The sequence below is a fragment of the Cellvibrio chitinivorans genome (genome assembly GCF_035117775.1).
Taxonomy (GTDB): domain Bacteria; phylum Pseudomonadota; class Gammaproteobacteria; order Pseudomonadales; family Cellvibrionaceae; genus Cellvibrio; species Cellvibrio chitinivorans.
Genome location: NZ_JAYKKN010000001.1, coordinates 1313445 through 1336741, shown reverse-complemented (window position 1 = coordinate 1336741; position 23297 = coordinate 1313445). Strand labels below are relative to the sequence as shown.

The following is a 23297-nucleotide window of genomic DNA, read 5'->3' as shown; positions in this document are numbered from 1 at the left end:
CCTGCGCACTGCAGGCTGCCGCACTCATCAATTAATTAGGAGCGATGGTCAGAATCGGTGCCGTTGGGTTATTTGCATTCAACACAAAGCTGTAGGTTCCCGAGCTGGCAACATTGATTTGCGCATTAACGCTGCCGGTATCGCCGCCGCCCACTTGCAGGGTTGCAGGAGTACCAATCACTACAACCGGGTTCTCAGGAGCAATGCCGCGATCTACCGTGGCCCAATCTTCTGAAGCCACCTTGAACTCGTAGTTATCAAGCTGTGCAGTCAGGGCGATATCGGCGGCATAGGTACCATCGCCCTGATACACCAACTGATTGGCTGTGCCCCAGCCGTTGAATCCACCGCGAACAAAGATTGCTGTCCCGCCAAATATTTCTGGAACAAACACTTTTACCGTCGGCAGCGCCGGATCTTGCACGTTCACTTCAAAGCGATAGGTTGCCGCCACTGCAAAGTGAATTTTGATGTTGTCATTGGAGCCTTGGATCAACGGCAACTCGCTATTAACCAGCGCGGACTGAGGGTTGCCCATGTTCACCGTTGACCAGTCGGAACTGGCAACTTTGAATTCATAGTCACCCTCAGACGCAATCGGCAACTCCAGCGCGTAGATACCATTGCCCTCGTAGGTGAGTTGGTTGTTGATATCCGCATCCCAAGAGGCAACCGAACCGCGCACGTGTGCAGCAGCGCCGCTGAAAGGATCAATGAACAGTTTTAAGGTCGGAGCAGTAGTGCTGGTAGAAGCATCCAACTCAAAACGATACTTACCGGCAACAGGAATAGTGACACTCATATCGCCGCCACCCGCAGCCAATGCAACTGAGCCACCCGCAACCAATGCTTGGCCACTTGAACCCAGGTTAGGCTCACTCCAATCGGCCGCAGCTACTTTGAAGTTGTAAGTCTTGGCTTCCAGCTCCAGCACCAGTGAATAGATGCCCTTACCGTGGTAGGTCATTTCATTGCCGCTGCCTGCATTCCAGCCGTCGTACAGATCGCCACGCACATGCACGCTCTTCGCGTATGGCGGTGGAGCTTCGCTGGATTGATTGAGCGTTACGCGCGCATCCAAACCATCGCCTTGCGCGCCGGATTGCGCTTTCACAAATACTGCCGTGGTGTAAGCCGGTACGGTGAATACGCCGTTGTCACCATCAACTGCAAAGCTCGCATCGCGCACTACCGAATCCACCGAGTTCTGCTGGATTTGATGCAAGGTAAAGCCAGTAGCAGTTGCCACTTTGGGTGATTGCGCGGTGGCGGTGCTGTTGATAACAACTACTACGGCATCGACTGCTGCATCCAAATCGGCACGTGCAGTTTCGGTTCCGGCAACAGTGCCTGCACCGTCATCGATACTCATCACAATCAAACCAGCAACCTGGGTTTTGCCGCCGTCGTGGAAGCCAACGCGATCCATCACCTCTTCAGCGCTTTGCAGGCTGAATAGCGGGCTGCTTGATGCGATTTGCAGGAACTCGTTAAACACCGCGCCGGATTGCATGATGTCTGCCGCTGCGGGCTTGGTATTGGGGTTGGCGAATTGCGACTTCACGAACTCGTCGGTGATGCCATCGCGCAGCTCTGGTGGCAGACCTACACCCCAGTTATTGCTCTGCATGGTGAAATCCACCGCGTTAAACCAATCGCCCGCGTTGTAGCTGTTAGGCGACATGGATTTGGAGCGCAGCAGGTCGCTACCCATTTGGATAAAGGGCACGCCTTGGCTCAATACCGGCACAGATAAGGTCAGGCTGCTCACACGCACACGGTCACTGAGCGACATATCCTCAGGTACTGCGTTGGGGCGATGCATCCAATCCCACAGGGTTTCGTTATCGTGTTTTTCGACGTAGTTGATGGCTTCTTGCGGATCGAGATTGTAGGCGCCCACACTCGATGCCTTGATCACCGAACCGGATTTGGTTTTCAGTTGGAAGTCGGCCAGGTTACCTGCCAAGCCAGCGCGCACCGCATCCAGACTGCCGCCATTTACCAGCGCTAACTGTTGCAGCGGATTGCGCATGCGGTCGTTGAAGGTGCCAATGCCAGTACCGGCCAGCGCTTCTTGTACAGCGCGCTCGGCAATGCGGTCGCCCGAGGTGCCGCCCGCAGGTGTCCAGGCTTCAGCGTAGAAATAAGTATCTGGATCGATTGCTTTTACCGCGTTGTAAGCATCAACCAAAACGGCTTTTGGCATGTAGCCGGATTGGTCAAAACGGAAGCCATCGACCTGATACGCCTGCGCCCATTGCACCACTGAGTCAGCCACAAACTTGCCCATCATGCGATGTTCGGTTGCGGTATCCGGGCCAGCAAAAGTGCCTGTCTCCGGCTCACCAGTTGCAGGGTTGGTGCGATAGTAATAACCGGGCACAACCTTATCGAACACAGAGTTAGCCGCTTCGCTGCCTGAAGATACTGTGTGCGGATAAACCACATCCATCACCACGCGCAAACCCATGCTGTGTAGCGCCATATTCATTGCGCGCATTTCTTTTACGCGGGTAAAACCCTGCGGATCAGTAGCGTAGTTGCCATCGGGCGCGTTGAAGTGCTGCGGGTCGTAACCCCAGTTGAAACCATCCAGGTCAGCAATAGCCGCAATCAGCTCGCGCGCATCGGCAGACATAGGGTCAAAACCTTCGAGCACACTGCGCACAGTGGCGCCGTTGCTCACCGAGCCATCGCACACTTTTACCGAATTTTTATCGGACACTTTTTGACACAGTTGGAAAATGTAGCTATCCAGATTTACCTGTGCGCTGAAGTCTTCGTTCATGTTGGAGCTGTCGTTGCTCGGCAGCACATGGAAGTGGGTCAAGCCTGCATCCACCAGCGATTGCAAATGCTCAACCGGCGCAGTGCCTGACTGGGTAAAGGCCATGTACTTACCGCGATAAGCTTCAGGAGTGCTTTGATCATTGATACTGAAATCGCGCACATGACCTTCATAAATCGTCATAGCTTCAGGTGCGACCACTTCCGGCACATGGTGGCCATCCCAACCAGCGGGTTTGGTATCGGCATCGTTCAAGTTGACGAATTGTGAATAGCGGCCATTGGTTGCCAGAGAAACCGAGTAAGGGTCAGTCACTTCCAAACGCTGTACTTTTTTCGCCATAGCGTTGTAAGTGGTTACGCGGAAGCGATAAAACTTGCGGTCCAATTCACTTGCAGTGCCGGTGTAAGTCCACACACCGCTGGTGGAATTAAATTGCATGGCTTTGGTGTCGGCCACGCGCAATGGATCGCCAGAATAAATGCGCAGCTCAACATTTTGTGCGGTTGGCGCCCACACAGAAACGCCCACACCATTTTCATAACTCACACCGAGTTTTGCTTCATCGGCATCCATATCGCCCGCGGTATAAAGTGCATCCAACACATGTGGCAATTGAATGCGCGTTGCGCGGCCGCGTTCAACGGTTACTGACGCACCGCTTTCATCTTCTTCAACAGAATCGTAACGGCCAACAATTAATAGCTCGTCTTTTAATGCAGATTTAATTGTGTCAGTTGAAATATTTGCGGGCAGGTCGTAAGCAAAATAACCCGACAAATGTGGCACCAATGCAGTTTCTTCTTCCGTCATTGGGCGCGCTGCGCTCAAGGTCGCAAGCAAGGTTCCGCCAGCTAAACTGCCATCTTCCGCTGCATTCATTCCACCAGCAGTTGATTGAAATAACTCAACGGTTTTGCTCGCGGAAATTTCGCGGCTCCACAAAATAGTGTGCGGGCTAATCCAGTGAGCTTCCGCATCGGTAATGCTCAGCAGCGGACGCTCAAGAGTACATTTGTCGCCAATACAAATAGGCAAACTGCTCACACGGCTGTTGCGCATATTTTCAGTATTGATAATCACCCACGCCATGCGCGCGTAGTCGCTGTTATCGCGCTTGATGTTGAGTTGCAAATCGTTAGTTTGCGCTGCACCGCCAGGGGTTTTAATAATGTAATTACCGCAGCTACCCGCTTCGCTGACCGGAATTACAAAATAAGCACCGTAGTAGGGATCATGTCTTATACCCGGTTCGCCATCATCTTTACTGGCAACGCCGGGGCCGTTCGGCCAAGTGGTGGGAATTGCAAAGGTTGAGCCTTTGCCATCGGTAACGGAACTGCCCCAACCATTGCCGCAGTCTTGCCACAAGTGCAGGTTGTAACTGGCGAAGTCATCCAATTTTGTGTCGCTATCCACGTTCACAAAAATCACCGCTTCATTCGGGCCGGCAATGCGCTCAGGGATTGGAAAATCTGGTGTAACGCATACACCCAAGTCGTTATAAATTTGCCCTTCAGGACAAGCAGGGGGAACAAATGGCGGGCGCGGATCGCCACAGGTGCCGTTATCCAAAACCACTTGCGGATCGCGACAAGTCGGCAGTTCGACTTTTTTATTATCGGTACCACTGCCGCCACCACAACCACTCAAGAGCAACACACCAAAAACCAGGGTTGAAAACCCTAGCCGCTGCTGTGTAGAACTAGCGCGTAAACTGATCATTTTATTTATCCTCTCTATCATTATTTTTGAAATAAAAAGTGATGCTTGTCACGCCAGTCTATGAGTGCATTTTTTCATCCGCAATTTACATACGTATGCAAAAAAGGCACTTAAAAAAACGCCCCATTGCATACGTATGCAATGGGGCGAAACTGGAAAAAAAGTAACACTTTTAACAGAGTGTTTTAAAAATAATCTCTACAAACGCAATCCATACTCACACAAGGTAATTACTCCAAGGTAATGGCGATGGACTCTAGCGGTGCAAGCTCCAAAGTTTTATCGAGCTTAATTGCTTTACCCGAGATAATATTTTTCCCAACTGTGCTATTACCCAGAATGGATTTAAACCGAGCCAGTTCCAGATGCGAGGATTGTTTATTTTTATTCAGGATAACCATTAAGCGCTCATTGCCATGCAAGCGAAAATATACATAGTGCCCCGCCTCTGGCAGATAATGAATCAGTTTGCCAGAGCTGATTGCGGCACTGGTTTTGCGCCAATTAAGTAAACGCTTCAAATAGCGCTGCGCCTCCTGCTGCTGCGCACTTAAACCCTTACCGCTAAATCCGCTAATTTTATCGCCCTGCCACCCGCCGGGGAAATCAGCACGCAACAACCCGTCATTGCGCACAATAGGGCTGCTAATCAACACCTCTGTGCCATAATAAAATTGTGCAATACCACGAGTGGTGGCGGTAAATAACATAGAGGTTTTCCATAAATCCAGATTTTCATTCAACAGAGAATAGATGCGCGACATGTCGTGATTATCGGGAAACACCATTAGATTCATGGGATCAGCATAGACAAAATCATTGGCCAGCATTTCATAAAGTTTTATCCAACCAGATGAATAACTCTCTTCTGCGTTTAAGACTTCTGGCATTAAAAAAACAATGGGAAAATCCATCAAGCTCGGCAAATAGGATTCATAACCATCACGATTTTTCATGCCCTTTTGCCAGTAAGCGAGAATATGCGGATTGGAGTTCATCTCCTCGCCGACAATATTCAAATCAGGATATTCAGCCAATACCGCTTTAGTCCAGCGCGCTAAAAAGGTTTTATCGGAATAGGCATAAGTATCTTCACGAATGCCAGACAAATTGGCGTATTCAATCCACCAAATTGTATTTTGGATTAAGTACGTGGCCAGCAATGGATTGCGCTGATTCATATCCGGCATGCTTGCCACAAACCAGCCATCGGTGAATTGTTTTTTATCCTCCGGCGCCGCATGAATATCCAACACAGTAGTGTGTTGATTATTGGTAGGCGCAAAACCCGTTTGATGATTTAACCAATCACTTGCGGGCAAATCCTGCATCCACCAGTGACCTGTACCTATGTGATTCAGCACTATATCCTGAATGACACCAATACCTTTTTTATTCGCACTCGCAACCAGTTTTTTATATTCATCATTGCTACCAAACCGCGGATCAATGCGATACAAATTCGTTGGCGAATAACCATGATAGGAATACTCCGGTTGATTATTTTCCACCAGGGGTGTTGGCCACAGCATGGTAAACCCCATAGCAGCGATGTAATCCAAATGCTGCGCCATTCCTTGTATGTCGCCACCATGACGCCCTACAGGACTATTTCGATTTGCCTTTTCGCTCATATCCGGCTGCGAATCATTACTGCTGTTGCCATTAGCAAAACGATCAGGGGTTATCAAATAAACGGCATCCTTGGCAGAAAATCCTCGGCGCGTTTTAGACTCCTTGCGTCTGGCATCCAACTTGTAACCGTAGGTCAATTCCTGTTTATTATTTTTCAGAAATTGAATATCAAATTTACCGGCTTTAGCTTGTGTAGAAATGTTCAGATTTACAAACAAATAATTAGGATTAGATGTTCGCTCCACGCCCGTTATCGACACACCGGCATAATCAATTTGCGGCGTTAACTCCGCTATCTTTTCTCCATGAATCATCAACTGTAACTGCGGGTTATCCATACCCGCCCACCAATGCAAAGGCTCCAAGTGATCGACTTTATAATTTGCAGCGACAGCAGAATTGCACAGCGCAATCAATAGAATGAATAATCGCATAAGCTCTCTCAATTTATTATTAATGATTAGGGATGGAATCACCCAGCAATAAAACCTTTGACTCCAAGGGAACTAATTTTATTTTTACACTGGCTTGCTGGTGATTAACCCGCAAGACAAGGGGGGAGGATTTATCACCAAGACAGGAAAGCATTTCATAGTCGCCATCTTTCAGGTTCCACTGCTCGAGCAATTCCTTCGGCAACTGCAACTCAAATTCACGTGTATCCACTGCACTGAAATTGCTGATCACCAACCATTTCTGTTGTTCATCCCAGCGAGCAAATGCAAACACACGATTATCGTATCCAGAGGTATGAGCATTCGCGTTATGCAATTCACGATACTGCCCATTAAACCCGGATTGCTCGGCAGATAGTTTTAACACTTGGCGATAAAATTCACGTAGCGACTGTTCAGCAGGAGATAATTGCCCGCCATCGAACTTGCCATTATTCATAAAGCGCTGATGTGCAGGCACACCTGCATAATCAAAAATTGTCGTGCGCGATGCACTGCCAAAACCGGAGTTCAATGCTCCAGCCTCACCAACCTCCTGCCCAAAATAAATCATCGTCGGCGAGCGGCTAATTAATGCGGACACCACCATAGCCGGTTTTGCCAATTCTGCACTGTCCGCAAATTCAGGACTGGCGATGCGCTGCTCATCGTGATTTTCTAAAAAGTGCAGCATATGTTCTTCAATGTCACTCATGCCCGTTTGCACTTTTGCAATTGAATCTGTGCCAGATTTATTTTGCATTATGGCTTTCAAGCTATCGTACATTTCCACTTTGTCGTAGAGGTAATCCATTTTCCCAAGGCGAATATAGTTGCGATACTCCTGCGGGTTGTAGACTTCAGCCAACAAAAACGCATTCGGATTTTTATGTTTGATCGCAGAGTTTAAATAGCTCCAAAATTCCACCGGCACCATTTCCGCCATATCAAAACGAAAACCGTCTACACCTTTACCCAACCAATACTCGGCAATCTGGCGAAACTTAATCCATGAATCCGGCACCGATTTTCCTTGCCAGAATTGATAGTGTGCTTGCACTGATTGCTGCGCATAACCAGCAGGAAGTTCAGGAAAATCTTTACTGCCATCGGGGCGAACACCGTAATTAATTTTGACCGTTTCATACCAGTCATCAAATTTCGGCTGTGCGAGGCGCGAACCATTGCCCGTCCATTTCGCGGGTTTTTCATCAAACTTTCCGTCACTCAACGCATGATCTTCGCCACCGAGCGGGCGATAATTATTTAACGGCTCAGGCACTGCAAAATTTTCACCCACCACATAATAAAAATTATTGTCGCGGGCGTACTCGACCGATGTATTGTCTTGCTCACCAAAATCGCTTACGCCTGCTGGCTTGCTGAGTGATTGATAAGTACGCGCAACATGGTTGGGTACTATATCGATAATAACTTTCATATCCTGCGCATGGGTGCGTGCAATCAGTGCTTCAAACTCTTGCAAACGTTTGACTGGGTTAACCGCAAGGTCAGGGTTTACGTTGTAATAATCTTTCACCGCATAGGGCGAACCGGCGCGGCCTTTTACTACGTCAGGGTCATCATTGGAAATACCGAATGCCGTGTAATCGCGAATCACCGCATGGTGCGGAACGCCGGTGTACCACACATGGGTAACGCCAAGTTCTTTAATCGATTTAAGTGCGGTTGCATCTATATCGTTAAATTTCCCTACACCATTTTCCTCAATGGTTCCCCAAGGTTTGTTGGTGGTATTTTTATTACCATATAGACGAGTAAAAATTTGGTAGACAACAGGTTTGCCTTGCGCAAACGTTTCAGGTGCTGCTTGCTTCGGCGGTGAAGAACAAGCCTTCAACACATACAATGCGATTAATGAGCAGCCAATGAGTATTTTTTGTTTCATAAAAAATCCAGTGTCGCAATTCCAACGCTATAGAAAACTGAATTGCATAAAAGTGATCGGAAATTAACGCTGACAATACTGCGCAAGAAATGCATCGTGCTCAGGTAATTGAGATAAAGGCTTTTGTTTTATCTTTTTGATATTGGCGAACATCTCAGCCAATTGCTCTTGAGTTGGAACAGCAGCTAAAGGATGAAAATCCTGCGGCATAACACCCTGCCCCAAGAGCACTTGCAACCAGGAGGAATCCTGAAACAAATCGTGCGTGTTCTGCACCAGCATTCCAGTTTCACGGAAGGTTTGTATTTTGTTGACCAAGCTAGTTGGCAAGGGGATATTTTTCATATCGCGCCAAAACTGGCTGTCATTTCGCTCGGTGGCGGTATAGTGAAAAATTAAAAAATCGCGTACAGCTTCAAACTCAAGTTGCGATAGGTGATTGTAATTATCTACTGCGGCAGGGCTAACTCCCTGATGCGGGAAAAACTTTAACAGCCGCACAATCGCCGACTGAATCAAATGAATACTGGTGGACTCCAGCGGCTCTAAAAAACCACTCGCTAACCCGACCGCTAACACATTGCGATTCCACGGCTTTACTCTGCGCCCGGTTTTGAATCGAATTAAGTTGGGTTCGGCTAATGGCTCGGTATCGAGATTTGCAAATAAACGGCCAACCGCTTCATCATCCGAACAATAACGACTGCAATAAACCAAGCCATTTCCATTGCGGTGCTGCAATGGAATTCGCCACTGCCAACCTATATCGTGCGCAATCGCGCGGGTATAGAGCAAGGTTTTATCCAAACGTGCCGATGGCACTGCCACTGCGCTGTCGCAAGGCAGCCAATGGCTCCAATCTTCATAACCGGTATTGAGCGTTTGTTCGATTAGCAATCCGCGCAACCCTGAACAATCAATAAAAAAATCGCCCTCAATTATTTTTCCATTTTGCAAATACAGCCGCTGTACATTGCCAGAATCAGGATTGAGCTCAACCTGCTGAATCATTCTCTCTGTGCGCTTCACACCATGTTTTTCGCTGTAACGGCGCAAATAGGCCGCATAGAGTGATGCATCAAAATGATAAGCATGGAGCATCGCCAGAATAGGCTCACGGCTAACAATGGGCGCAAATTTATTGGCAGTTGCGCAGAGATAATTGAGATCAAAATCCCATAGGCTAGAACTGTCGCCTAGCTGTTTGGCTCTCACCCAATAATGATGAAATTGGCAAAAGGCACTACTACTACCCGCCGTGCCAAAAGTATGAAAATAACTCTCGCCCTGCTTGTGCCAGTTTTCAAATTTGATCGCGAGTTTGATGGTTGCTTGGGTTTCGCGCAGGAATTCTGCCTCATCTATTCTCAAGGCTTCATTAAGATGGCGAATGGGCGGAATGGTGGCTTCACCTACACCTATGCGCCCAATTTCTTCTGACTCTATTAATTCGAAGTCAATTGCATTGTCGAGTGTTTTTGCCAAGAGCGCAGCACTAATCCAGCCTGCAGTTCCACCGCCGACAATGACCACTTTTTTAATTTTATTATTCATAAAGCATCACCTGAAAAAAAACCCTGCCAGCACTGCTAGCAGGGTTTTAGTGTTACAGACGAAAAAATCACATTAGAACTTGTAGTTAAAGCCTAACAAATAGTTAGCACCAAAGTGCTGGTATTTGCTGACTTGACGCGAGTCATCCAATGCGGCAGTAACTGTGTCTTCGTCGGTGAAGTTTTGTGCTTGCAAGGTAATGGTTAAACCTTCCAAACCACGCACACCGCTGTCGGCAAAGTTATAGCCAATTTGCGCATCCCAAATTTCTGAACCTTGGTCAACAATCGGAACCAATGACAAGCTGGTGCCGCGCTCTTCAGTCAGGAATGGGCTGCGTTTACGGCCACTTACACGGAATTCAAAACCAGCGCGCTCGTAGTACACAGTTAATTGATAAGACTCTTTGGACAAACCAGGAATACGCTGTATGGTATCTTCGTATTCCACTTCGCCATCCATAAAAGTACCGCTCGCCATTACACCAAGGCCATCCAGTGCATCGCTAACAATATGGAATGGAAAGCTGATTTGTACTTCATTACCCGCTACATAACCTGAGCCGGCTTCAACAATACCAGTGGTATAACCTTGGGTTGAAACCAGAGCAGGAATATTTCTATCGTGATAACCAGGAATAATGTAACTGGTAAAATCCGTTAACACGCTAGTGGTTAAATGCCAGTTTTGCAGATCTTTGTAGAAGTAACCGAAGGACACCATACCGTCATCTGCAAAATAATATTCATAGGTCAGATCGGTTTGAATTGCTTCAATTGGTTGCAGCGCTGCATTACCAGACGAACCACTCCAGGCACTGAAGTCTGGGTCATCACTTTCACGATGCGCCTGATCAAAGTTAAAACCAATAGTGTTGTTTGGCTTCATTGAATCCATACGCGCGCGCGACATGGTTTTTGCTGCCGAGAAACGCAACATCTGCTCATCGGTCAATTGGAAGTTCATATTCAGGCTGGGCAGTAACTGACTATATTCAGCACCATCTTCAACCGGCGTTCTTACAACAGTCCCGTCTTCACCGGTGTAGGTATCAAAACCGGTTGCCGATTGGTCGGTAGATACATATTGCAAACCGACATTACCTTTTAAAATTCCGGTTTCAAATTTTGCCAAACCGTAGAGGGTAGTTACTTTTTCAAAAACTTCGTAAGTATCACCCAAACGCGCAGTTTCATAATTGGCGGCATCGATTTCTGTGTAAATGCCATCTTTGTACAAACCTATACCGTCATAGGCCAGCACATCGCCAAGGCCGAGAAAGCTCAAATCTGCAGAACCAACAATATATTTTTCTGGTACAGCAATATCGCCGCCCACAATAGTGGTGCCATCTTCAGCGTAGAACCCCGGAGCAATCAGGAAAGCGCCTTGATTCACTTTGGATTTATTGCGGTCAGAATAATTAACGCCGAATTCCACGCCGTTTACGATAGAAAACTCTACTTCACCTTCAGCTTGCAAACGCAAAGTGTCCAGCTCTTCTTCAAAATAAGGATTATTGACGAAGCCATCTTGCGCGTTGTCTACCCCACCCACTAAAGGAGCAATTGCACCGCCCCATGCTTGCGGACCAGCCAAACGAATATTGGCAGGGTCAGTGTAATCCGGCATAGCAATTGTGGAATGCGGGCCGTACATCACACCCGTTGGGGTCAACACATAAGAGCGCGCCGCTGGGTCACCTTGAGTTGCAGTACCTGCGCGACCAACACCGGAATAACTTTCCATATTGATCAAATCTTTGGATGACTCGCCCGTCGCTGCATCCAGAGTTAAAGTCCAATCATCAGTAAGTTGGTAAGCCGCATTAAAACCAAAGGTTGTCAGCTCGCCTTCTTTTACTTCGCCGTCATTACGGATAACGCTGTGGAAACCACTCCACTCACCTGCAGTTACCAATCCGTTATCAACAGTAGTGTGCACGTTGGTTACGCCACCACCCCAAATCGTACCTTCTTCAACACCGCGGAAAACTTTGCTGTCGGTGAAGTCGATGTAGAGCGCGTCCAATGTCATGCTCAGGCGATCAGTTGGTTCAAATTGCACTACTGCGGAATAAGTATCGCGCTCCATCATTGCAGAGCGCACAAATGAATCGTGGCCACCCAAGCCTACGATATCAGTATCAGGAACTGCATCTGCATAACCCCATGCACGGAATTGTTGTTCCTGACTGGGCGATTCCATGGTCGCAACAGTTAATGCAACACCGAGGGTGTCGTCCGCAAATTTATCGGAATAGGTGAACGCCAAACGATGCCCGGTATCGTCAAAATCCGGGTTGCCGGATTTGAGTTCGTTTTGTTCGTAGCTGCCAGTGATGCTAACAATACGGTCGCGCTCTAATGGGCGCAGGGTTTGCAAATCGACAATACCGCCCAAGCCTTGGTTGACGAGGCTGGCATCTGGCGTTTTATAAACGACGGCACCGGAAATAATTTCGGATGGATACAAATCGTATTCAACACCGCGGTTGTCGCCGATACCTAAAATTTCACGGCCATTCATGGTAGTAGCGACGTAGTTTTCATTAAAACCACGCACCGAAATACCACTGGTACGGCCATCGCGACGCTCACCGGCCAAACCGGGCAAACGCGCTAATGATTCAGCGATACTGGAATCGGGTAACTTACCAATATCTTCTGCGTAGATAGCCTCTACAACAGATTCAGAATTTTGTTTTGCTGCAATTGAGTTTTGGATACTGGCGCGAAAACCGGTGACCAGAACTTCTTCAACTTGATCGTCGGCGTTTTGTGCGTAAACCGCTTGTGAACCCGACACCAGCGCCATAGTGGTCGCCAATGCGAACATGTGGTTGAACTTGGATTTTTTCATGATGACTCTCTCCGCGAAGCTATGCCTTTATTTTTAACATTATGCGTACATCAGACTCTTATCTATTCTCTATCGAGAGTGTAGTGTCGCTAAAATGATAGTAGGCTTTAGACTGCATTTCTCACAATAGAATGCATACGTATTCAAAAGGCCGCATACGTATGCATTTGACTTATTCAACAAAAATATCCAGCGAAAAATAATCTTTATCGCCATCCAATAAAGATTAGTTGATTAGTTACTTTCAGCCAGAGTTTTGAGCGATTAAATTCAACTAAAAAAAGAGGGCATAAAGCCCTCTAAAGATGAGACAACAACTATGAGAACAACGAGAGAACTAGCACAAACAAAAACTAGATAACGCGAGAAAATATTGCTGAATAACCAGCGACCTGCAAACTGTTACTTTGCGTAACCACTTCATCAGTTTTATCTTTGACCGAATCACAACCATGACCATCAATTGCACTTAAAATGTAATTTTTATCCAACTCGATGGTTTGTGCATTAGCTGAAAAATTAAATGCACACAGAATTTTTTCATCGCCATAAGAACGAATAAATACTAAATAATCTTCTGCATCCGCAACAAATGTAATGTCACCTAAACGCAAACTTGGCTGTTGTTTGCGCCAGTTTACAAAGGTGCGATAGGCATTGAGCACGGATGACTGACTATCGTCTTGTAAGCTGACTGCCTGCGCTTTGTGTTCAGCGGCAACCGGCAACCAGGTTTTATGTTGCGAAAAACCAGCATAGGTTTCAGTGTGATTCCAGGGCATTGGTGTACGGCAACCATCGCGGCCTTTAAAGCGCGGCCAGAAAGTAATGCCGTAAGGATCTTGCAATTCGTGCTGCGGAATTTCCGCCTCGGTTAAGCCCAATTCTTCGCCTTGATAACTGCACACACTGCCGCGCAGTGATAACAACAGTGCATTTAATGTTTTGGCTAACTGTGGCGATTGTTCAGCACCGCCCCAGCGCGACATCACGCGCACTGAATCGTGGTTGCCAATTGACCAACACGGCCAGCCTTCGGAAAATTTATTTTCCAGCGTTTCAACGGTTTCACGAATATAAGAACCGGAGAGCTGATCAACCAACAATTCAAAACTGTATGCCGTGTGCAAGCGCGTATTGTTGGCGGTGTATTCCGACATGGTTTTGAGCGAATCTTCCGAGGCAATTTCACCCAAAGTAACAGTGCCCGGATAGCGATCCATCAGTTTGCGCAGCGATTCCAAAAACTGCAGGTTTTCAGGTCTATCGCAATCGTAAACATGACGCTGAAACGCGTAGGGATTATCTTCGCGGAAGCCACGACCTCTACGCTCCTCTTCCGGCTTGGCCGGATTATTGCGCAGCAATTTATCGTGATAGCAAAAGATAATGGCATCCAAACGCAAACCATCTACGCCGCGTTTTAACCAGAATTCAACCTCATCCAAAATTTGTGCGCGCACCGCATCGCAGTGGTAATTCAAATCCGGCTGGGTTTTCAAAAAATTGTGCAGATAATATTGGCCGCGGCGCGGCTCCCATTCCCAAGCCGAACCACCAAAAATCGCCAGCCAGTTGTTGGGTGGAGTGCCATCTGGCTGAGGATCAGCCCACACATACCAATCCGATTTTTCATTAGTGCGCGATTCGCGGCTTTCTAAAAACCACGCATGCTGATCAGAAGTATGGCTCAACACCTGATCAATAATAATTTTGATTCCGCGCGCATGAGCCTTTTCAATCAACTCATCAAAGTCGGCGAGACTGCCAAAAATTGGATCAATATCGCGATAGTCACTGATGTCGTAACCAAAATCTTTCATCGGCGATTTGAAAAACGGCGACACCCAAATCGCATCCACACCAAGGCTCGCGATGTAATCGAGCTTGCTGATAATACCGGGGATATCACCTATGCCGTCGTTGTTGGCGTCCATCATGCTGCGTGGATATACCTGATATATCACTGCGCCGCGCCACCAGGGAGTTGGAGTCATTACTAAAATCTCTTGTTATTGATTTGGTGCTGCTTATTACTTAAACCCCACTGCACGGATGCTGAAACAGACATTCACATAGCAGCAAGCAACAGGGCTTGTAAGATGTAATACCAACATACGCTAGCAGGATTTTTTCGCCAAGGGACTACATACGTATGCATTTAGCTTAACGCTAGTTTCAGCTGCAAAACCTTATAGAATACGTATGCATAATCTTGAGTTGATTCGCGCCAACGCATAAGGTGACAAAATCACCAATAAAAATGCCCAAGCCAATAAGTCTAAGTAAAAAGAGAATCCCGCCATGAAAAAAAATCTCATCGCACTGGCGATTAGCAGCCTGCTTTTATCTGCCTGTTCAGATCCAAAATCATCTGGCTCACAAACAGAAGGCAATTCAACTGCCTCTACCAATACAATTTCGGTCAATACCATTGCGCCCGGTGCCCCTGGCGCTGCTGCAGTCTGGGCCTATGCCGGCAAAACCGGCATAGGTACTTCCTATGAAACCTATACCAATGGCAGCTATAGCGACTCCGGCAGCAGCGGTACTATCTCCAAGGTCTGGTTTTCTATCGCGCAAGGCGTGCTCACAGAAACCATGTTCGGCTTGATTCACGAGGCACAATTAAAAGAATTCCAATTTTTTATTACAACCAGCGACTCGCAGGATGCAAAAAAAGTCGATGAAGAAAAGAAAGACACAACATCCACTACCAGCTATTTGAAAACCGACGCACAAGGCCGCCCGCTTTCACTTGCCTATAAAATTGTGAACAAAGATAAAGACGGTAAATATGAAATTGAAAAACATATTTTTACCGATCCCGACTCACAAAGTTTAATGATGCGTGTTGTTGTTCGTGCACTGACCGATGATGTTACTGCTTACGCTTACGTTAATCCGGCTATCGCCAATACCGGTAGTAATGACAAAGCCCACAGCAGCAAAAATGCATGGACGGCTAGCGATGGCCATCACAGCATGTCACTCAAAACCAGCGCGCAAGTTGTACAAAGTACTGTCGGTTTTGAAGGTGTATCTGACGGGCTTAAAGACTTAACCACGAATGGAACCCTTACCAATATCTATACAAGCACTGGCGTTACCGCAGGCAATGTTGCGTTTACTTTGCAATTGCCAACAGTGAAAAAAGGCAAGTCCGCACAGTGGGATTTTGTACTGGGCTTTGGCAAAAGCGAAACCGAAAGCATCGCAGCAGCAGATAAAACACTCACCTCTGGTTACGACAAAGTGCTCGCCCACTACAACGGTGAAGGCGATGCAATTGGCTGGCAAGATTTCTTACAAAAGTTGCCAGCGCTTGAAAAATTATCTGCAACTGCAACCGACGGCGGAAAATTACTTTACACCAGCGCGATGGTATTAAAAGCGCAAGAAGATAAAACTCACGCAGGTGCGTTTATCGCATCCCTCTCCAACCCTTGGGGCGACACCAAATCTGCTGAGCAATCCGCAACTGGCTATAAAGCTGTATGGCCGCGCGATTTTTATCAGGTCGCCATGGCGATGTTAGCGCTGGGCGATACTGAATCGCCGCGCATCGCGTTTGAATATTTGCAGCAGGTACAAGCGAGCGAAAAAATTGCCGGCTACAGTGGCGTTCCCGGTTGGTTCTTGCAAAAAACCCATGTGGATGGCGAACCAGAATGGGTCGGCGTGCAGCTTGACCAAACCGGCATGCCATTAATGCTCGGCTGGCGTTTGTGGAAAGACGGCATTTTGAGCGATGCCGAAATCAGCGACTGGTATAAAAAAATGCTGAAACCTGCAGCAGATTTTTTAGTGGATGGCGGCGCGGTAAAAATCATGTGGAATGATCGCACCATCACCCCACCCTACACTCAGCAAGAGCGCTGGGAAGAACAACAAGGTTATTCACCATCCACCACAGCTGCAATTATTGCCGGGTTGGTATCGGCAGGTGATATAGCAACTCAAGCGGGCGATAAAGAAAACGCCGCAAAATATTTTGCAGCAGCGGATAAATATTCCAGCACATTGGAATCACTCACCTACACCACTAAAGGTTCGCTCACCGGCGAGCTGGGCAATGGCAATTATTATTTGCGCATCAATGCCAATGAAGATCCTAATGATCATTCAGCATTAGGCACGAGCAATGCACAAGTAATTAATGATGAATCACAAGTAATCGATGGTGGCTTTTTAGAATTGGTGCGCTACGGCGTGCGTGCAGCAACCGACAAACATATTCTGGAAACACTTCCTGAATACGACAATCAACAATTGCCCGATTTACTGCGCACCAAATACGAATTCACCTTCCCCGGTGTGGAAGGCAAATTCCCCGGCTGGCGCCGCTATGGTATCGATGGTTATGGCGAAGACCTGAGCAATGGCTTTGGTTATGTTGAAGCTAATAACTCATCACAGGGTCGCGGTCGTGTCTGGCCATTTTTTACCGGTGAGCGCGGTCACTATGAGTTGCAACTGGCAAAAGCAAATAACAGTCTCGATATGGAAAAACTGCGCAACACTTACGTCAAAGCAATGGAGCTGTTTGCCAACGAAGGCATGATGCTGCCCGAACAAGTCTGGGATGGCGTAGGCAATAATGACGCCTACAATTATCCAATGGGTGAAGGCACAAACGCAGCAACACCTCTGGCATGGACTCACGCGGAATACGTAAAACTATTGCGCAGCTACAGCGATGGAAAAGTGTGGGACAGAAATGCGAGCACTGAAGCACGCTACGTAAAATAGTTTTTATCGCATTCACGCACTCAGGTTTTTACTTGAGTGCGTATTTGTTTTTTTATCGTCATTAATAAATCAACAACAAAGGCATAACAACAATGAAACAACCTACACTCCCCTTCTGGCAAGTCTGGAATGTCAGTTTTGGTTTCCTCGGAGTGCAGCTGGGATTCGCTTTGCAAAACGCCAACGTCAGCCGTGTGCTGTCGGACTTGGGCGCAGACTTACACTCACTCTCACTCTTTTGGCTCGCCGCGCCCATTATGGGCTTACTGGTACAGCCGATTGTCGGCGCCGCATCAGATCGCACCTGGAATAGCCTAGGTCGTCGCCGCCCTTATATTCTTGGCGGCGCCATTGCCGCCGCGCTGGGCATGCTGTTAATGCCCAATGCATCGCTCTTTGTTTCGTTTATCGCACCCATGTTATTTGGCGGATTGATGCTGGCATTAATGGACGGCGCCTTTAACGTCACCATGCAACCCTTCCGTGCGCTAGTGGCAGATATGGTACCCAATGAGCAGCGCACCCTCGGTTACTCGATTCAAGCGCTGCTGATTAATATCGGCGCGGTGATCGGCTCTATATTGCCGTTTGTGCTCACCAATGTAATCGGGCTGGAAAATACTGCACCTAAAGGTGAAGTTGCGCCTACAGTGACTTGGGCGTTTTATATCGGTGCCAGTGCGCTTTTCCTAACAGTTTTATGGACAGTCACTCGCACCAAAGAATATGCACCGGATGATTACAATCGTTACAAAGGTTTAACCGCAACTGCACCAGCAGAAAAAAAATCACTCGCACAGCGATTGGGAAATTTTTGGCAATTATTTATCAATATGCCCAAAACCATGCGCCAATTGGCAGTAGTGCAATTCTTCTCATGGTTTTCACTTTTTATTATGTGGGTCTATACCACACCGGCAATTACCCAACATATTTGGGGTATAGAAGCCAAATGGTTTGATGCAACTTATTTGCACTCGCTCGATATGATCCCGCCTGAAATTGCCGCCGCAAAAGGCGCTGCCGGCGACTGGGTAGGAATTATGTTTGCGGCCTATTCATTATTTGCCGCCGTATTTTCCGTATTCCTGCCACGCATTGCCAATCGCTTTGGCCGCAAGCTCACCTACTCGCTGTCACTGCTTGCCGGTGGTTTGGGTTATATGAGTTTTATGCTGTTTCAAAATTCGGAAGTTGTGCATGTGAACCTGCTTTTGACTCAAGTGGATATTCCGCAGGGCGCGCTGGATTTATTAATCCCCATGATCGGCATCGGCATCGCCTGGGCAGCAATCCTCGCCATGCCCTACGCAATTTTGGCAGGCTCACTGCCCGCCGATAAAACCGGCGTCTACATGGGCATTTTCAATTTCACCATCGCCGCCCCGCAAATTGTTTCGGGTTTAGTCGCAGGGCAAATTCTGAAACATGTATTTCACAACGAAGCGATTTATATTTTGGTGTTGGCGGGTGTGTGTATGATTCTTGGGGCGATTTCGGTTTACTTTGTGAAGGATTCAGAGACTGAAATAGGACTGGAACCGCAAGGACATTAGTTTTTTAAAAAATTAAAAAGCCTGCCAAATATTATTTGGCAGGCTTTGTATTCTCCCCAAAACTGACAAAGCTGAGCAAAAATAGCAACAACTTAATATTTCTGTATCACAGCAAATCAATAATCGAAACTAAATCCACTCCCTTCCCACCTTTCTTAAATACAGCAACCCCTCCGACCAACATGCTGTCTATCACTTGGGTCTCAGCATAAGCCCAACACTCCGATGCAGCTGCTAAAACAATCGGATCTCCACTGTTAGACTCAGGAAGCAACTCAATCACCTCTTTCAATGGAGCATCCCATTGATCAAAAGCCAAGCCACAAATATTTTCCGGCATGTCATAATGCGGCAATGCTTTATCGTCTTTAATTGCCCGCCCTGGAAATATTATTTTTAAGTTAAATGGAGTTTGGGTTTTCAGCAAAAACATCATATCGTCTGTTATAGCAGAAGCCGACACCTTAGCGCTCAATTCCTCTCCTCTGCCACCAAGGTTACCCGATGTAAATTTTCTAACAAGATGCACACCAGCAGGATCAGCAGCCGCCTTAAACTTAGACACATCACCATTTTGCACAGCGTCAAAAAAAAGCTGTGCGGACGCATCAAACTCCCTCTCCATATTGAAGTGCTTTACTTCTGCATTACACGCACAGAGAAATACTGAAAGAATAATTCCAACAAAAAAATGAAGCGTCATATTAACCTCCATGAATTCATAATTGATATTAATGTTTTTGCATAATTGGGATCTGTTGCATAACCAGCCTTTTGAAGCCCCTCAGCCCAAACTTTTGGATCTTTTGAGTTAAAAAGAAATTTGTATCTTAAATTTCTTTTCAGAAAATTGGTTCTACCCGAAATAGACTCAGCGAAACTATTGTAGGCTTGAAACCTGCCAATTATTTTTATTCTTTTCCCATCAACTACTTCATGGGTATATACATCTACTGACCCAGCGGTGCCAGCCCCTTTAATGCCAAACAAATTGTAACTATATTTTTTGGTATTCATATCTGTCGGCACAGATTTACCAAAACCTGTTTCAAGAATGGCCTGCGCAGCTGTCACCGCTGCAGGAACACCAGAGCTTAATTCCTCTTTCTTGGCAGCCTCAAAAACCCGCCTAACAAACTCATCCTTAGTAAGAGATTGCAGATCAACATTTTCAGATACAGCGCCATTTGGACGAACATTTAAGTTTTTATTGATCCTAGATTGCGAGCCAAAAGCCCCTGACAACAATGCACTGGGCGCTAATCTAGATTCCATTTTATCTGGATTACGCATAGAGAGGCTTTGTTTTGACAGCAATATGGTTGAATTCAATTTTTCGAGTGTTCTTCCCGATGGATCAATACGACCATCTGGAATGGAAAAGCGCAGTAAAGCTTGTTGAAACAGACGGATTGCCGCTTTGGTTTTCTGTCCGGCAACACCATCTTCTTTAAGTGGGATCTGAGGGGAAAGTAAGTTACCTTTTATTACTAAATTCAACGCCTTTTGTATCGCAAAAACATCAGGCCTATGATTTTTTCCATTTTCTCCAACTGAATATGAAATCCTTATAACACTCATTATTACTCCTTTAGGTCACAACCTTGTTAAACAAACTCCATCGTTCTTTCTGTGCCACAAAAAGCCAATCCGAATGAAAATATAAACTTTATCTTTAATATATAAATTTATATCTGCAATCTAGAATTAGAATACAGCCAACTGCCTTAGCAATACTCTCACTCAGTTCACATTAAAAATCATGGCTTATTTAAAAAAACAAAAATCCTGCCAACACCATACTGACAGGATTTTTATTATCACCAGAGCTTAATAATCACTTTTTAATCGGCTTTTCTCCACAAGAGCCACGCACGATTAATTTGGCTGGAAGCAACATAGATTCGGGGCGTTCGCCTTCTACCATTTTCAATAGATTCTCTACCAAAAGTTCGCCTGCAAGTAACGTATCTTGTTGCACGGTAGAAAGCGGTGGATAGGTGTAAGATGCCATTGGGATATCATCAAAACCCATTACGGCTACATCTTTTGGTACATGTAATTCTGCTTCTTCAAGTGCTTTCATGGCACCGATTGCGATTAAATCACTAGCGCCAAAAATCGCATCAAAGGGTAAGCGGCGCTGTAACAAACTGAGCGTTGCTTTGTAGCCTTCTTCTTCAGACGTTTCTGCTGCTACTTGTAACTTGGCATTAATCTCAATTCCCGCTTCTTTTAATGCTTTGCAAAAGCCGTGATAGCGATCGGCAAACTCAGGACTGTGTTCGGATACATCGCCAAGGAAGGCAATATTTTTTCGCCCCAGCGACAGTAAATGTTTCGCCGCGTTATAGGCGCTATTGAAATTATCGCAACCAATTGAAACGCCCGGCTGCCCTTCAAGCACGGGACCCCAGGTAATAAAATGCGCGCCTACTTCAGTGAGATAGGTGAGTTTTTTGACGAAGCTTTCGTAGTCGCCGTAGCCCAAAAAGATGATGCCATCGGCGCGATTGGCATCTTCATAATCCGCATGCCAGTCTTCACTAAATTGCTGAAATGAAATTAACAAATCAAACCCGCGTTTGGCGGTTGCGCGTGTAATGCTGCCGAGCATGGAGAGGAAAAACGGGTTGATTAAGGAGTTGCCGGTACCGTGATCTTCGCAGAGCAACAAGGCAATTGTTTTGGTTTGCTGGGAGCGAAGGCTGCTCGCATTTTTATCGACCTTGTAGTTAAGCTCTCGCGCTATTTGCTGAACTTTAAGGCGGGTTTCTTCATTGACCAAGGGGCTGTTGCGCAGCGCGCGGGAGACGGTGGATTGGGATACCCCGGCGCGATAGGCAATATCAAAGGAGGTGGGTTTGTCGTCTTTCAACTTGTTTACCCTCGCATGTTGTACGCATTGTTGTAATTTTTTGTAGTAATAAGGGGCGATACTACATCAGCCCTTATTTTTGGTACAGCAAGTAATAGCCAGCCATAAGAAAAGCCGCTGTGGCTAGCAGCGGCTTTTCAGGTTTCTGGCTATTTAACGGTAGATCAAGCTTTGCGCGTCCGCCGGGCGACCAACCCCATTAGGCCGATGAGGGCCAGCATGCCCCCACCAGATTCAGGCACACTCTGTGCATTTACCTTTCCATCGATCCAGTCGACAAAACTGCTTACACGGGTTGAACCAAATACATCGCCATATCCGAATGCACCATCACCACTGAAATCACTGATAAAGGAATGCACCCCCGCCAAATATAACTGACCATCTTCCTGAATAAACACACCGCCACCTGAATCACCCGGTGCAATCATCAGCTCCAGCACTGTTGCGAGATCATCAAAATCGACACCTAAAAAATCAAGCGCGTTATAAGAAGCATCTGTCGGGTGATCGAAGTCAGACCAGAGAATTTGCTGGCCGTTGCCCTCTGCTGACCAGAGATCATCAATAATATTGGTTCCAGCGCGACGCTGATAATCGATAAACTCTATGCCGGTTTCACCATTACCGGTATAGCCAAAACCGGCACTGGCAGAAAGCTGTAGCCACTCGCTACTGCCGCTGTAAAGTTGCGCGGGAGCCACATCAAAGTCTGTATCAAAATGCATTAGACCTATATCCCAACCCGCAAAAATATTGGCATCGCTATAGCTTTCATGCGCCACCCAGGAATCAGCCTCATAAAAACGCCATCCACTTTCGCTTGGCAAATAAAAAGACATGGCATTAGCTTTATTGACGCAATGACCAGCGGTTAATACCCAATTCTTATTAATAACTGTACCGCTGCATGAATAAGAGGAGTCAGCGGTGTCGCCAAAAATCAAACCAACACCGCTGAATTCGGGGCTCGTAGCAAATTGAGTATATGAAGTGTCTGGCGTATCGTGACGAATGAGTCCTGCGGTTGCAGGTAGGCTCAAAGCAGCCACTAAAAGACTTGTGATTATTTTCATAAAAAAATCCTTATTAAAGATAAAACATTCCCGCAGATGCTGATTCAACAATGATGTTTACCGAATCATTCTAGCCCGAAAAATATATAGCAGCTCCTTGGTTATGAAAAGCCAAAAAGTAAAAA

Annotated in this window: 12 protein-coding genes; 2 read left to right on the top strand and 10 right to left on the bottom strand. The window is 46.7% G+C overall.

Annotation, left to right across the window (positions count from 1 at the left end):
* Positions 1 to 31: 31 nt before the first annotated feature.
* The 6 genes from SPL68_RS05625 to SPL68_RS05600 all read right to left on the bottom strand — a co-directional run bounded on the left by SPL68_RS05625 (position 32) and on the right by SPL68_RS05600 (position 14907).
* Complete coding sequence (locus tag SPL68_RS05625; protein WP_323814095.1) at positions 32 to 4516, bottom strand: alpha-1,6-glucosidase domain-containing protein; 4485 nt, start codon at positions 4514 to 4516, stop codon at positions 32 to 34.
* Between the two features lie 230 nt (positions 4517 to 4746).
* Positions 4747 to 6585: a glycoside hydrolase family 13 protein gene (locus tag SPL68_RS05620; protein ID WP_323814094.1), complete on the bottom strand. Its 1839-nt coding sequence runs from the start codon at positions 6583 to 6585 to the stop codon at positions 4747 to 4749.
* A 19-nt stretch (positions 6586 to 6604) separates the two neighbouring features.
* Positions 6605 to 8494 (bottom strand): alpha-amylase family glycosyl hydrolase, encoded by a 1890-nt coding sequence (locus SPL68_RS05615; protein WP_323814093.1) that lies wholly within the window; start codon positions 8492 to 8494, stop codon positions 6605 to 6607.
* Positions 8495 to 8557: 63 nt separating this feature from the next.
* A complete protein-coding gene (locus SPL68_RS05610; RefSeq protein ID WP_323814092.1) occupies positions 8558 to 10048 on the bottom strand; it encodes a tryptophan halogenase family protein in 1491 nt (496 codons plus the stop codon).
* Between the two features lie 72 nt (positions 10049 to 10120).
* Entirely contained in the window at positions 10121 to 12910 is a 2790-nt protein-coding gene (locus SPL68_RS05605; RefSeq protein ID WP_323814091.1) for a TonB-dependent receptor, read from the bottom strand.
* A 353-nt stretch (positions 12911 to 13263) separates the two neighbouring features.
* Positions 13264 to 14907: an alpha-glucosidase family protein gene (locus tag SPL68_RS05600; protein ID WP_323814090.1), complete on the bottom strand. Its 1644-nt coding sequence runs from the start codon at positions 14905 to 14907 to the stop codon at positions 13264 to 13266.
* 307 nt (positions 14908 to 15214) lie between these two features.
* Here SPL68_RS05600 and SPL68_RS05595 point away from each other — a divergent pair, with 307 nt between their 5' ends.
* Both SPL68_RS05595 and SPL68_RS05590 read left to right on the top strand, forming a co-directional pair.
* Entirely contained in the window at positions 15215 to 17662 is a 2448-nt protein-coding gene (locus tag SPL68_RS05595; protein WP_323814089.1) for a glucan 1,4-alpha-glucosidase, read from the top strand.
* A 92-nt stretch (positions 17663 to 17754) separates the two neighbouring features.
* Positions 17755 to 19218, top strand: coding sequence for an MFS transporter (locus SPL68_RS05590; RefSeq protein WP_323814088.1), 1464 nt, complete (start codon positions 17755 to 17757; stop codon positions 19216 to 19218).
* A 106-nt stretch (positions 19219 to 19324) separates the two neighbouring features.
* Here the strand turns inward: SPL68_RS05590 and SPL68_RS05585 are convergent, their stop codons facing one another.
* The 4 genes from SPL68_RS05585 to SPL68_RS05570 form a co-directional block, all read right to left on the bottom strand.
* Positions 19325 to 19921 carry a hypothetical protein gene (locus tag SPL68_RS05585; RefSeq protein WP_323814087.1) on the bottom strand — a complete coding sequence of 199 codons (597 nt, stop codon included), beginning with the start codon at positions 19919 to 19921 and terminating at the stop codon, positions 19325 to 19327.
* Positions 19918 to 20799: a glucosaminidase domain-containing protein gene (locus SPL68_RS05580; protein ID WP_323814086.1), complete on the bottom strand. Its 882-nt coding sequence runs from the start codon at positions 20797 to 20799 to the stop codon at positions 19918 to 19920. Before SPL68_RS05580 ends, SPL68_RS05585 begins: the two co-directional genes overlap by 4 nt.
* A gap of 256 nt (positions 20800 to 21055) precedes the next feature.
* Complete coding sequence (locus SPL68_RS05575) at positions 21056 to 22096, bottom strand: LacI family DNA-binding transcriptional regulator (RefSeq protein WP_323814085.1); 1041 nt, start codon at positions 22094 to 22096, stop codon at positions 21056 to 21058.
* A gap of 164 nt (positions 22097 to 22260) precedes the next feature.
* Positions 22261 to 23172 carry a S1 family peptidase gene (locus SPL68_RS05570; RefSeq protein WP_323814084.1) on the bottom strand — a complete coding sequence of 304 codons (912 nt, stop codon included), beginning with the start codon at positions 23170 to 23172 and terminating at the stop codon, positions 22261 to 22263.
* Between the last annotated feature and the right edge of the window lie 125 nt (positions 23173 to 23297).

Excerpts from the sequence above, each read along its gene's own strand:
- SPL68_RS05625 (WP_323814095.1), bottom strand. The coding sequence starts at position 4,516 with ATGATCAGTTTACGCGCTAGTTCTACACAGCAGCGGCTAGGGTTTTCA.
- SPL68_RS05620 (WP_323814094.1), bottom strand. The coding sequence starts at position 6,585 with ATGCGATTATTCATTCTATTGATTGCGCTGTGCAATTCTGCTGTCGCT.
- SPL68_RS05615 (WP_323814093.1), bottom strand. The coding sequence starts at position 8,494 with ATGAAACAAAAAATACTCATTGGCTGCTCATTAATCGCATTGTATGTG.
- SPL68_RS05610 (WP_323814092.1), bottom strand. The coding sequence starts at position 10,048 with ATGAATAATAAAATTAAAAAAGTGGTCATTGTCGGCGGTGGAACTGCA.
- SPL68_RS05605 (WP_323814091.1), bottom strand. The coding sequence starts at position 12,910 with ATGAAAAAATCCAAGTTCAACCACATGTTCGCATTGGCGACCACTATG.
- SPL68_RS05600 (WP_323814090.1), bottom strand. The coding sequence starts at position 14,907 with ATGACTCCAACTCCCTGGTGGCGCGGCGCAGTGATATATCAGGTATAT.
- SPL68_RS05595 (WP_323814089.1), top strand. The coding sequence starts at position 15,215 with ATGAAAAAAAATCTCATCGCACTGGCGATTAGCAGCCTGCTTTTATCT.
- SPL68_RS05590 (WP_323814088.1), top strand. The coding sequence starts at position 17,755 with ATGAAACAACCTACACTCCCCTTCTGGCAAGTCTGGAATGTCAGTTTT.
- SPL68_RS05585 (WP_323814087.1), bottom strand. The coding sequence starts at position 19,921 with ATGACGCTTCATTTTTTTGTTGGAATTATTCTTTCAGTATTTCTCTGT.
- SPL68_RS05580 (WP_323814086.1), bottom strand. The coding sequence starts at position 20,799 with ATGAGTGTTATAAGGATTTCATATTCAGTTGGAGAAAATGGAAAAAAT.
- SPL68_RS05570 (WP_323814084.1), bottom strand. The coding sequence starts at position 23,172 with ATGAAAATAATCACAAGTCTTTTAGTGGCTGCTTTGAGCCTACCTGCA.